The organism is Exiguobacterium sp. PHA03, assembly GCF_041945985.1.
GTDB lineage: Bacteria > Bacillota > Bacilli > Exiguobacteriales > Exiguobacteriaceae > Exiguobacterium_A.
The window spans coordinates 195,320-207,718 of sequence record NZ_JAUTYQ010000001.1 but is presented as its reverse complement, the minus strand read 5'-3'; the positions used below and the strand labels follow the sequence as shown (position 1 = coordinate 207,718).

The window sequence follows — 12,399 nt, the reverse complement described above, 5'->3', positions numbered from 1 at the left end:
AAGACTTATACTACGGATGAACTATTAAAACGAAATGAATCCAACGTAAAAGAATTGTAAAGGCGTGTTTTTTAGTGTTTACAATTCGAAATCCATTACAAAAAAAGGTCAATACAAACAAAAAAAACGAGAGTGATTGCTCACCCTCGCTTAGTTTCTAGTTAATTTGGCTTAGTCTGCCACGGTACGTCCTTTACGTTGAAGTACGCTTTGACAAGATCATGACCGATTTTCGAGTTGACAGTCTCTTGTTCCATATAAGGAAGGAACACGGCCCACGCCATCTCTGGATTGTCATACGGTGCCCAACCGACAAGATTCGAGTTCAATGAACGAACCGGTTGCCCGCTTCCGTCACGTAAGGCGATTCCGTCATCCCCATAGACGCTGACCTGTGCAGTACCTGTTTTTGCTGCAGCATCGATTCCAGTTTGTGCGATGACTTTGGCTGTACCACGCTCACCTTTTACAACACGGTGCAACCCTTCCCGGACATGATCAATATTATCTTGACTGACTTCAATCCGGTTCAGATAATTCGTTTTAAAGCTGTAATCGACTTTTTTCGTACCCTTTTCAATCGAGTTCGACGCCAATACTTCTTTTAAGAAGTGAGGCTGAACTCGATAACCACCGTTCGCAAGTGTTGAAATGTACTGCGCGACTTGAAGCGGCGTAAAGGCATCGTACTGACCAATGACTCGGTCCATCAACAACGTGACACGGTCTGGCGTCCCTTGAACACCTTTTGCTTCGTAAGGCAAATCAACACCTGTCGTCACCCCAAGACCGAACTGACTATAGTAATTCTGCATGATGGCAGCTGCTCCATCCACGCTCGCACCAGCAATCCCATTGCTCGGATATTTCGCCATCCGCATCGCAATGTTAAACATATAGACGTTCGACGAGCGCTCAAGCGCCGTTAAATCCGTAATCGGTCCCATGTTAACATATGATCCTTTTTTTGTACCTCCGATTGTGATCGGCGCATCGTTGATGACTTCGTTTTGACGAATGACACCTTCCTGTAGTCCCATCGCAACTGTCGCACCCTTGATCGTTGAACCGATTTGAAGAGACGTCAAGACATTATTAATCGCTACATCCGTGAACTTCCCAGTCGAAGGATCAAGCTTTTGACCTGACATCGCTAAAATCTCACCAGTTTGTGGATTCATGACGACGGCATATCCTTCTTTTAAATAACGACTACCCATGCCACGACCCATTTTGATCGCTTGTTGCATGATTTGATCTACTTTTTTATTGTATTCCGCATCAACGGTTAGAACGAGGTCCTTCCCGGACTCGCCTTCTTCACGTTTTGGATCACCGACCGGTTCTCCATTAAACGTTTCGTACACATCGTATGCCGGTTTCCCGCGCAGAAGATCTTCGTACTGTTGCTCAAGGAACGAAGTCCCGACACGATCATTCAAACTATATCCTTTTGCTTTGAACTCCGCTTGTTGTTCTGCCGGAATCTTCGAGTACTTTCCGAAGATGTTTCGAAGTGTTCCTTCATACGGATAAGAGCGTTCGTAAAACGGTTCAACCGATACACCTTTCAAATCTTCTAAATTTTCATCGATGATTGCCATCTCTTTTGCAGACGCACCGAGCTTGACGAGTTGTGGATCAAGCGCATAACCGACTTCCATGTTATGTTTGATCGCAATGACTTCCATCGTCTTATCATCGTAATCAATATCTTTTTTCGTGATCGCATCCAGGCGGATTTGATCTTGTTCCGCAATCGAAAGCTTACTTTGTGCTTCCGTTGAAGGATACTTCTTTTTCACTGCTGCTTGGTAACGACGATCCGACTCTTCCGTGTTCGTCGCGACCCAAAAATCCTTGATGTCACGTTCCGTGACTTTCCAGTCTTTTTTAGGCAGATCAATGATTGCTGCGAGACGCTGCGCGATTTCAATACGTTCATCTACTTTCGTCGATTGTGCGCGACGATATACAATGGAGTATTTAGAAATTGTATCGACAAGTAGACGACCATCCCGGTCATAAATCTTACCACGTGGTACTTCATACTTTGATGCAGTCATCTCCGTTTTTTGGACTTCCCGCGAAATTTTTTCACCATTGACGATTTGAACGACTCCTAGACGGAAAATCAAAATCGCAAACAATAAAAAAACGACGAAGAACATTAAATTCAGACGAAGCGGCAGATGATTACGCCGTCTTCCTCGTACGGTGATTCGTTTAGCCATGGCGTACTCCCCTATCGTTCAAAAGTCATCTTGTTTCATTATATAGAAGGAAACTTTCCATAACAACCTATCCCATGATTTTCCGCATTAAAAAAAGCGTATCGTTCACAATTGAACGATACGCTTCTTTCCATTACTTCGCGTCAGCGTAAAGCTTCGCTACGTGGTCCCAATCAACGACGTTGAAGAATGCATTGATGTAATCCGGACGACGGTTTTGATAGTTGAGATAGTATGCATGTTCCCAAACATCAAGACCAAGGATTGGCGTTTTGCCTTCCATGACTGGTGTATCTTGGTTTGGAGTCGAAACGACTGCCAATTTCCCACCGTCAACGATCAACCAAGCCCAACCAGAACCGAAACGAGTTGTTGCTGCTTTTGCGAACGCATCTTTAAATGCATCAAATGATCCGAATGCTTCGTCGATTGCTGTTGCAAGTTCCCCTGTTGGAGCAGCGCCATCGTTCTTCTTCAACAATTTCCAGAAGAATGAGTGGTTCCAGTGACCGCCACCGTTGTTACGGACTGCAGTTTGAATGTTTGCTGGGAGAGCATCCAAGTTTTGAAGAAGTTCTTCAAGTGACTTTCCTTCATGTTCTGTACCCTCAAGCGCCGTATTCACGTTCGTGACATACGTGTTGTGGTGTTTCGTGTGGTGAATCTCCATCGTACGAGCATCGATATGTGGCTCAAGCGCATCATAAGCGTAGCCGAGTTCTGGTAATTCAAATTTTGACATGTTCATGTCCCCCTTTGTGCTATTTTCGAAAACTTCAATACCCTTTAAGACTAGCAAAAGTACCTGTGTTGACGCAAGTCAAGACCCTCGGATTTACTCGACTTCTTGCGGAGCAAAAACAGAGACGCCTCCGCCCGGAACCGGGAAGACACCAAATCCTTCTTCGTCAATCACGACTGGATGATCTTGATGGTTTGTATAGTCGAACCATTCTTGACCCGCACGCTCTTCACCGACGAACATGCGTTTCTCGCACATGTCGGCGTTCGAAAGCAACACGGCACAACCTGAGTTCTCGATTTCATCGACACCAAGACGAACCCAGCCTACACAGTGCGGGTCATCAAGATAATCCTGTTGTTCTCCGTATGCTTTATGATAGCGCGTATAGAGCAGGGCATTGATCATCTCTTTTTTTCCTTCGACAGGGGTCGGTCCTTGGACGCCATAGTAATCCCCGTAAAAGACACATGGATATCCGTCCTTACGTAACAAGATCGCTGCATAGGCATGTTGCTTGAACCAGTCATCCACCCATGATTCTAGCGACTCGCCAGGCTGTGAATCGTGATTGTCGACGAACGTCACGGCATTCGTCGGATGCGACTCGACGAGCGTATCCGCAAACAATGTCGTTAAATCAAATTTTTCTCCCTGCTTGGAAGCTTCATGGAATTTATAATGAAGCGGAACATCAAACAAATCAATCGTGTAGTCGACACTGTCTAGGAAATGACGGCAATCGTCGAGATCTGACTTCCAAAACTCGCCGACCATGTAAAAATCGCCTTCGCTGCTTTCCATCATCGATTTCGCGAATTCACGGACAAATTCATAGTTGATATGCTTGATTGCATCAAGACGGAAGCCTTGGCAATCGATCGTGTCCTTGAACCAGTGTCCCCAACGGATCATTTCTTCCCGTACCGTCGGATGATTGTAGTCGATGTTTGCAAACATGAGGTAATCATAATTGCCGAACTCATCATCTACTTGGTTGTTCCAATCTTTATTATTTCCGGAAATCTTAAAGATCCCTGTTTTTTCTTCGCGCGCGTCAAAATCCGTTCCATTGAAGAATTCGTGTGTCCAGACGAAATCCGAATACTTTCCATTACGACCTGGGAAAGTAAACTTCGTCCACGCATCGATTTCAAACTCTTCTGAAATTTCTTTCGATCGGTCTTCTGGATTGACTTCCACTACTTTAATCGTTTCGAGTTCGTCTGCTGCAGCTTTATGGTTCATGACAACATCCGCATAAACAGCGATATCGTTCTCATGGGCAACTTCGATTGCTTCGACCAGTTCATCCTTTGTGCCATATTTCGTCCGGACCGTTCCTTTTTGATCGAACTCGCCTAAGTCATAGACATCATAGATGCCGTATCCTGTATCTTCATCCGACTGACCTTTCGATGCTGGGGGAATCCACACGGACGTGATGCCAGCAGCACGCAATTCAGGCGCTCGTTCTTTCAAACGTTGCCAGTGCTTTCCATCATTCTCTACATGCCACTCGAAAAACTGCATCATCGTATGGTTACGTTCCATCTCTCTTCGCTCTCCCTTAGTTACTATAGTATGAATATTATTACAATACCTTTACTATTCCCCGAGCGAACAAAAATAAACGCTTCCCGTTTGCAACGAGAAGCGTTCAACCAAATGGACCCTGCAGGACTCGAACCTGCGACCGGACGGTTATGAGCCGTCAGCTCTAACCAGCTGAGCTAAGGGTCCTTAAGTAATAGTAGCGGCGGAGGGAGTCGAACCCACGACCTCACGGGTATGAACCGTACGCTCTAGCCAGCTGAGCTACACCGCCATGATGTATGTTTCTTACTCTTATTAGATTACGAGATGTGACGAAACTTGTCAATATGCTATTTCAAAAAAATAAACAGCTGATTTCATTTTTTTCGAAATCAGCTGTTTTAAAATAAGTCTACGCTTAGTTCATTAATGCTGTCCGCTGTTCAAGGACGAGATCCGTGATGTTCACCGCGTGATCGCCGATTCGTTCAAGGTTTGAAAGTAAGTCGACGAAGATCATTCCCGCTTGTCCTGTACATTCACCAGCATTCACGCGAAGTACATGCTGTTTACGGAATGAACGTTCGAATGCATCAAGTTTCCCTTCAAGTTCAAGAACTTTTCGTGCCCGCGTGACATCGTCTTCTTCGACGGCGCGAATCGCACAAGCGACGATTTCTTGTGTCAGGACATACATCTCATCAAGCTCTCGCTTCGCAGATGTGGTGAACTGAATCCGGTTGACGATCTGGAAGTCGATTAATTCAACGATATTCTCAACATGATCACCAATCCGCTCAAAGTCATTGACGGCGTGCATCAATAACGAATGATCGTTTGATTCACGTTCTGATAAATCATGTGCTGCTATTTTAACGAGATAACTCGTCACTTCTGTATTCAGGTAGTTGATCGCATATTCAATCTGCTCGGATTCTGAAACATCTTTTTTATCATGCGATTGCGTGTAACGGTGTGCTTTTGCAAGTGCGTCTTTTGAGAATTCACCCATACGCAAAACTTCAAGTTTCGCTTGGTTTAAGGCAAGCGCAGAAGATTGATTTAAGATGTTTTGATCGAGATGACGCGGTTTTGAATCGATCGTCGTATCCGTACCTGGTACGATTTTTTGAACGAGCCATGCGATTTGTGCGATGAACCAACATTGAATCAATGTGTTGACGACATTGAACGTTCCGTGTGCAAAAGCAATTTGCATTTTCGGTTCTAAACCAAGCGCGTCTGTAATCCATGCGATGAAGCTTGAGAACACTGGTAATGCGATCAAGAACAAAATTGTTCCGATGATATTGAAGATGACGTGTGCGGCGGCTGTCCGTTTGGCTGCGATCGACGCACCAAGTGCTGCAAGTACTGCCGTAATCGTTGTTCCAATGTTATCACCGAACAAGACCGGTAGTGCCGCTTTGATATCGATCATGTCACCAGCATACAACTCCTGTAAGATACCAATCGTCGCAGATGACGACTGAACAAGAACTGTAAAGATAGTTCCGACGAATACACCAAGCAATGGGTTATCCGACATCGAGACAGTCAACTCTCGGAACCAGGCACTTGATTCGAGCGGAGCCATCCCGTCCCCCATCAATGTGAGACCGTAAAACAATGCACCGAAACCAAAGAAAATCTGTCCGATATACTGAACACGTTCTTTATTGAAGAAGAAGATCAAGAAAGCACCAATGGCGATTGCCGGAAGTGCCGCTTCTTTAACATTGAACCCGATGATAAAGGCCGTGATCGTCGTACCGATGTTCGCTCCCATGACGACACCAATTGCTTGTCGTAAATTCATCAGACCTGCACTCACGAGTCCGACGACGATGACAGTCGTACCGGATGACGATTGAATCAATATCGTGACGACGATACCTGCTAAGATACCTAATAGTGGATTCGTCGTATACTTATCGAGGATATAACGTAATCGGTCTCCCGCTGTTTTTTGGAGACCATCTCCCATATACTTAATACCGAAAAGGAAAATCCCAAGTCCACCGATGAAGGTAAAAATCATTTCCTGCAAATCATAGTTCATCTTGCCAGCTCCTTTATTTGATGTGGATTGATGTGTTTGTAAAGTTTATTTTTTCGCCCCCCCCTATTATGTAAAGGTCTAATGAACTTGTAAACAGTTTTCCCGACATCCAATTGTTAAGGTTTTATTAATCTGTACCACTACAATAATTCCTTTATTTATGAACAAATAGACAAACCAAAAAATCTGTTATAAAACAATGGAAAGAGTGATATTCTTGTCTTTTTTACGTCAACTCATTAATTACTTACAAACTTCATTAATTCCAAACCGCTCGTTTTTACGACTTCGTCTATCAGATGTTTCTTTGTATTTCTGTGGATTGGCTTGGATTTCACTATGGACGACGATCATCGATTCCTTCTTTTTACAAAAAAATATTCCAATCGTGATTTGGTTCGTTCTCCACTTCATCTTCATCGCTATTGCGGTCTTACTGTATTTGCTCTTGATGGCATATTTGACGAAAGGATTCGTTCGTCTGTTACTCCCCCGCCCATGGGCATATCGTCAGACGTTCCCTTACACGGTTGCAACGAATCTATGGACCTTCCCCCTTGGCATGCTTCTTTACCAATTGGGGCATCATCAAATAGGAGTCGCTTTACTTATCCTCGGGCACTTCATTTACACGTTGGTGCCATTATGGATTGCCCGTTCCCCGAAACCTCGCGCGTCACGTAAATCTCGATGAGTATCAAAATCAGGCGTCCGACGGATTGACGGACGCCTTACTTTCATTAAACAATTGTAAATGTTCGATTTTCGTTCTTGTTTCTCGATTTTTAGGGAATAGTTCGATATGATAGAAAAGGTAAACATAAACAATATGGCGGTATGCCACAAAAGGAGATTTTCGATATGCCGAAAATGGTCCATCGCTCTAAGACTCGTCCCGTTCGTGTAGGGGACCTTGTCATTGGTGGAAATAATGAAGTCATCATCCAAAGTATGACGACAACTAAAACACACGACGTCGAAGCGACAGTCGCTGAAATCCTACGTCTTGAAGAAGCTGGTTGCCAAATCGTCCGCGTCGCTTGTCCAGAAGAACGTGATGCGCTCGCACTTGCAGAAATCAAAAGCCGAATCAACATCCCGCTTGTCGTAGACATCCACTTCAACTATAAACTCGCGCTCATGGCGATCGAAGCTGGCGTCGATAAAATCCGGATCAACCCAGGTAATATCGGTCGCCGCGAAAAAGTCGAAGCCGTCGTGACAGCAGCAAAAGCGAAAAACATCCCAATCCGTATTGGGGTAAACGCTGGTTCACTCGAAAAGCACATTCTCGAAAAATACGGTTATCCAACAGCACGTGGTATGGTCGAAAGTGCCTTGCACCACATCAAGATCCTTGAAGACCTCGACTTCCATGACATCATCGTTTCATTGAAAGCATCAGACGTACAGTTGGCGCTTGAAGCATATCAACTTGCTTCTGAATCGTTTGACTATCCACTTCACGTAGGGATTACGGAATCGGGTCCACTTCGTTCTGGTTCATTAAAATCAGCAGCAGGACTTGGAGCGATCCTCTCACGCGGAATCGGAAATACGGTTCGTGTATCTCTTTCAGCGGACCCTGTCGAAGAAGTAAAAGTCGCAAAAGAAGTCTTGAAATCATTTGGTCTCGCAGCCAACGCTGCGACATTGATCTCATGTCCAACATGTGGTCGGATCGAAATCGATTTGATGTCGATCGCTGCAGAAATCGAAGACTATATCGAAAATATTCAAGCGAACATCAAAGTTGCTGTTCTTGGTTGTGCAGTCAACGGTCCTGGTGAAGCACGTGAAGCCGATATCGGTATCGCCGGCGCTCGCAACGAAGGATTGTTGTTCCGCCACGGAGAAATCATTCGTAAAGTACCAGAAGCAACAATGGTCGAAGAATTGAAAAAAGAAATCGATGCCATCGTCCTCGAAAAACAGGCTGAAAAAGAAGCCGAAAAAGCAAATCACGTATAAGATAGGGCTCCTCTTTGATGAGGAGTCTTTTTTCGTATCTCGATTTCGACTATGTTATACTAAGTGAAGAAAAATTCTTAGAACGTGGGTGACTGTAAATGAAAATTGGAATCGACATCGATGGAACGATCACACATCCATCCTCTTGCTTCACTTACATGAATAAACATCTCGGAACGTCGATTGACTTCAATCAGGCGTCTGAATATGAATTGCATACGTATACGGATATGAATCAAATCGAATTTTGGGACTACATGGTGAACTCCGGTCACGAGTCAGGAATTTATCGTGAGTCCATCCCTCAAGAACATGTTCGCCACCACTTATGGAATTTGCGGAAGCAATATGATCTCCATTACGTGACAGCACGATCGGAACTCGTTCGTCCTGTAACTGAAGAGTGGATCAAACAACATGAACTTCCTCTTGATTCCTTAATCATGACGGGATCACACGACAAAGTACAAGTCGTCCGTGATTTATCACTCGATTTGTTTATGGAAGATCGATTAGAGAATGCTGTGCAGATTGCAGAAGATACATTCATCCCTGTGATTTTGTTCGACGCACCTTATAACCGTAAAGCCGTACCGAATAATGTTATTCGTGTCGCTTCATGGAATGAGGCTGTTCAAGAGATTCAAAAATTTGCACCGATTCGTTAAAACAGCCGATTAGGCTGTTTTTTCCGTTTTTCATGTTATTGAACTCTGAGATATCTTACAATGATTTTCGTTTTAAATTTTAAAATAGGAAGTGCTTCATGATGCTTGCTACAGTGAATATCTTTTTTGTTAATATTTGTATTATTTTTCTCGTTTCTACGTTCGCCTTTTATCTGCTTCGTGATCGTTTACCGATTCAACCCGACTCGATGATATCTACTCGGCTGTATTTTGGTTTTGCTAATGGGATCACCGGTATTCTTCTTATGCATCATGCGATTGATTTAAACGGCGCACTGATTGATTTGCGTTTATTACCTCTCGCTTTATCCGCTTTATTCGGTGGTAACATCAGTATCACAGTGACGGGATTAATGCTTTTGATTTATCGTTTTTTAATCGATAATGGCGATTCTATAAATGCCTTACTTAGTTCTGTCATGACGCTACTCGGTTTTTTGATGCTGTCATTTATTTGTCGTCGGTTCATTACACGGCAAGGATATTTTTTTACCGCCATCGTGACAGTCGGTTCTCTACTTGTTCTTTGGCGACTGATTACGAGTAATTCCCCTGTAGATGCCTGGAGGACGATTTATATTCCTTATTTCATCTTAACGATTGGCGGAGCCTTTTTGTTTTATCGTTTGTCACTACTCCTGCAACAACATTTTGTTCTTTACTCTTATCAATCCTATCTCGCTTCGACCGATCAATTAACAAGGCTTGCGAATCGACATGTCATTTTGGAAAAGGTCACGACGCTTGAAAAAAACAGAGCTTCTTGGGGCGTCATCTTGTTTGACTTAGATCACTTCAAGAGTGTGAATGACACACATGGTCACGCCGGCGGCGACGCCGTCTTGCGCCATTTTTCGATTGTATTGAATGAACATTGTCCCGCACCTATCACGGTTGGTCGATATGGCGGTGAAGAGTTCATCGTCATCATTCCAGATTGTGACCTTTACGAACCTATTCATTTAGCAGAAACAATCGTGGCAGCCGTTCAACAAACGCCATTTGTCATGCAGGATCACGCTGTATCGATCACGGTATCTGCTGGAATTGCTTACGCTCATCATCAACCCGCTGAAACGGTCTTCAAGCAAGCAGATATTGCTTTGTATGAAGCAAAAACACAAGGTCGAAATCAATATCGACTGTACCAATCATAAATACTGTATGAAAAAGCCACTTCTCTCCGAAAGGTTCGGACTGAAGTGGCTTTTTAGGGATTAATGAATCGTTCCTTCATTCGTTTTTTGTAGTAGACAGATGATTTCTTCGAGTGGTACCGGTTTAGCGAAGAAGTAGCCTTGGAACAAATGAATCCCGATTTCTTTGGCAATGCGTACTTCTTCTCCCGTCTCTACCCCCTCGACGATACATTCGACATGCATCGACTGACTCAATTGAAAAATCGACTCAAGGATCGATTGTCGTTTCTCTGATGCTCCGATTTGTTCAATGAATTGCTTTGGAATCTTTAATTGACGTAACGGTAATAAACGTTCGAGGACGTGATACGAGGCATGACCAGTCCCGAAATCATCAAGAGAAACTGGAAAATCGAGTGTTTTGATGCGCTTGAGCGCTCGATGAATCGATTGACTCTCAAAATCAAGCGACTGACTTTCCGTGATCTCGATCTTAATCTGTTGCGGCTTTAGTGCATACTTGAGTAGCGTTCGTTCAATGAATGGCATGAATGACTCACTCGTCAATTGTCGTGGCGATACGTTAACCGATAAGGTAAATTCATCCGGAACGAGACCGATCAATGCTTTACGCGTCTTACACCCTTCCTCAAAAATCCATTCTCCTAGACGAATCATCAAGTCACTTTTTTCAGCAATCGGGATGAAGACGGATGGTCGATCAGCTCCTTGCAACGAGGTCTTCCAGCGAACCAATGCTTCAAGACCAATGAATTGTTCTGATCGAACATCGTACTGCAATTGATAGACGAGGTGAAAGTCCGTTTCAATATTAGCCTGTGCTAATGATTGTGCTGCTTTGACTCGCAATTCTTGATCCTTTCGCCAGGCTTGGTCAATGCACATCACACGTTCATTTTGTTGAGCGGCTTCCTGTAGCGCAGTCAATAACTGCTGTACTCGACGCTTCCGATTGTCCGTCGCCCCTTCTCCATTATCGATGACGATGGATATGTTGACGTAGACGTGATGCCCTTCGATTTCGTAAGGTATGGAAATTTCTTGACTCAATTTTTCCATCGCTTCCTTACATGCCACCTTGTCCGGCTTTTTCATGACGATCAATAACGTTCCTGCTTCGATTCGAGCAAACGCTTGATAAGGAGGTAGTTTTCGCTTGAGCCGTTCAATACATGCTCGTAACACTTGTGACTGAATGTCTTCTCCAAAATACCGTGCCAACTCATAATAATTTTCTAAATGAATCCCGACAAAAATGAGCTGTTTTTCAGGTCTTGGGAAATCGACTTCGTTCAATCCTTGACGATTCAAAACACCTGTTTCTTCGTCACAGCGTGCCGTATCGTGTAGTTGTATCGCCAAATCATTCAAACGATTTAAATTACGGATATGCAAGTGATTGATGACAAGGGCGATGGAAACACCAATTATAATCATGCCAATTCGTCCATAATGATCAGTCGGATCAATTTCCACCGTCACGGTATCGGCATTCCACATGACGTAAAAACTAGTTGCGATGGCAATGATGATGGCGTACCACATCATGATTCGTTGATACGAAATCAAAGCGATCATTAAAAACAAAAAACTGCTAGCCCAAACGGTGACCGCCGCATAAGGTAAAAAACTAATCGAAGTGATTGGAACAACGAGCAACATCAAGGACAATAAGTGGGTTTGCAACACCACGTCCATCTTACGACGACTGATATAAAAAATAAAAATCCCCATGAGGACTAAAAATGAAATAATGACAGAACGACTTAAATATGCATTCTTTATCGTCTCTTCCGTCGTCGTATAAATGATTAAAGCGCCAACAAGCATCATGAAAAGGGCAAAATTTCCGATCCACCATTGTTGTTTCCGAACAATGTCCTCCATGTATTTCCCTCCTTTCCATTAGTTTTTTCGTATATAGGTTTCGACATCGCTTGATGATACTCCTATCGTATCGAATGTGTCAATTCTTTCCTAAAAAGAAAAGTCTTCCCTCATACAT

At 43.7% G+C, this 12,399-nt stretch carries 9 protein-coding genes and 2 tRNA genes; 4 read left to right on the top strand and 7 right to left on the bottom strand.

Features of this window, described 5'->3' with window-relative positions; all coding sequences use genetic code 11:
• Window positions 1-161: 161 nt before the first annotated feature.
• The 6 genes from Q7C19_RS01040 to Q7C19_RS01015 form a co-directional block, all read right to left on the bottom strand.
• On the bottom strand, window positions 162-2,234 hold the full coding sequence (locus Q7C19_RS01040) for a peptidoglycan D,D-transpeptidase FtsI family protein (protein WP_056060174.1): 2,073 nt from the start codon (window positions 2,232-2,234) through the stop codon (window positions 162-164).
• A gap of 133 nt (window positions 2,235-2,367) precedes the next feature.
• Complete coding sequence (locus Q7C19_RS01035; RefSeq protein ID WP_035409166.1) at window positions 2,368-2,976, bottom strand: superoxide dismutase; 609 nt, start codon at window positions 2,974-2,976, stop codon at window positions 2,368-2,370.
• A gap of 93 nt (window positions 2,977-3,069) precedes the next feature.
• Window positions 3,070-4,530, bottom strand: a complete 1,461-nt coding sequence (locus tag Q7C19_RS01030; protein WP_035409168.1) for an alpha-amylase — start codon at window positions 4,528-4,530, stop codon at window positions 3,070-3,072.
• A gap of 115 nt (window positions 4,531-4,645) precedes the next feature.
• Window positions 4,646-4,719: transfer RNA gene (locus Q7C19_RS01025), tRNA-Ile, on the bottom strand.
• Window positions 4,720-4,730: 11 nt separating this feature from the next.
• Window positions 4,731-4,804: transfer RNA gene (locus Q7C19_RS01020), tRNA-Met, on the bottom strand.
• Window positions 4,805-4,930: 126 nt separating this feature from the next.
• Window positions 4,931-6,574, bottom strand: coding sequence for a Na/Pi cotransporter family protein (locus Q7C19_RS01015; RefSeq protein ID WP_035409170.1), 1,644 nt, complete (start codon window positions 6,572-6,574; stop codon window positions 4,931-4,933).
• Window positions 6,575-6,782: 208 nt separating this feature from the next.
• Here Q7C19_RS01015 and Q7C19_RS01010 point away from each other — a divergent pair, with 208 nt between their 5' ends.
• From Q7C19_RS01010 to Q7C19_RS00995, 4 genes are all read left to right on the top strand, one after another.
• Entirely contained in the window at window positions 6,783-7,268 is a 486-nt protein-coding gene (locus Q7C19_RS01010; RefSeq protein WP_056060164.1) for a hypothetical protein, read from the top strand.
• A gap of 167 nt (window positions 7,269-7,435) precedes the next feature.
• Window positions 7,436-8,545 carry a flavodoxin-dependent (E)-4-hydroxy-3-methylbut-2-enyl-diphosphate synthase gene (ispG, locus tag Q7C19_RS01005; protein WP_035409173.1) on the top strand — a complete coding sequence of 370 codons (1,110 nt, stop codon included), beginning with the start codon at window positions 7,436-7,438 and terminating at the stop codon, window positions 8,543-8,545.
• A 98-nt stretch (window positions 8,546-8,643) separates the two neighbouring features.
• Window positions 8,644-9,213 (top strand): 5' nucleotidase, NT5C type, encoded by a 570-nt coding sequence (locus Q7C19_RS01000; RefSeq protein ID WP_231496878.1) that lies wholly within the window; start codon window positions 8,644-8,646, stop codon window positions 9,211-9,213.
• A 98-nt stretch (window positions 9,214-9,311) separates the two neighbouring features.
• The gene (locus tag Q7C19_RS00995; RefSeq protein ID WP_290748863.1) at window positions 9,312-10,391 is read left to right on the top strand and encodes a GGDEF domain-containing protein; all 1,080 of its coding nucleotides are present in this window, start codon (window positions 9,312-9,314) and stop codon (window positions 10,389-10,391) included.
• Window positions 10,392-10,451: 60 nt separating this feature from the next.
• Here the strand turns inward: Q7C19_RS00995 and Q7C19_RS00990 are convergent, their stop codons facing one another.
• Window positions 10,452-12,281, bottom strand: a complete 1,830-nt coding sequence (locus Q7C19_RS00990) for a bifunctional diguanylate cyclase/phosphodiesterase (RefSeq protein WP_375091431.1) — start codon at window positions 12,279-12,281, stop codon at window positions 10,452-10,454.
• Between the last annotated feature and the right edge of the window lie 118 nt (window positions 12,282-12,399).

What these genes read in the sequence shown, in the direction of transcription:
- Q7C19_RS01040 (WP_056060174.1), bottom strand. Translation starts at nt 2,234, where the DNA reads ATGGCTAAACGAATCACCGTACGAGGAAGACGGCGTAATCATCTGCCG.
- Q7C19_RS01035 (WP_035409166.1), bottom strand. Translation starts at nt 2,976, where the DNA reads ATGTCAAAATTTGAATTACCAGAACTCGGCTACGCTTATGATGCGCTT.
- Q7C19_RS01030 (WP_035409168.1), bottom strand. Translation starts at nt 4,530, where the DNA reads ATGGAACGTAACCATACGATGATGCAGTTTTTCGAGTGGCATGTAGAG.
- Q7C19_RS01015 (WP_035409170.1), bottom strand. Translation starts at nt 6,574, where the DNA reads ATGAACTATGATTTGCAGGAAATGATTTTTACCTTCATCGGTGGACTT.
- ispG (WP_035409173.1), top strand. Translation starts at nt 7,436, where the DNA reads ATGCCGAAAATGGTCCATCGCTCTAAGACTCGTCCCGTTCGTGTAGGG.
- Q7C19_RS01000 (WP_231496878.1), top strand. Translation starts at nt 8,644, where the DNA reads ATGAAAATTGGAATCGACATCGATGGAACGATCACACATCCATCCTCT.
- Q7C19_RS00995 (WP_290748863.1), top strand. Translation starts at nt 9,312, where the DNA reads ATGATGCTTGCTACAGTGAATATCTTTTTTGTTAATATTTGTATTATT.
- Q7C19_RS00990 (WP_375091431.1), bottom strand. Translation starts at nt 12,281, where the DNA reads ATGGAGGACATTGTTCGGAAACAACAATGGTGGATCGGAAATTTTGCC.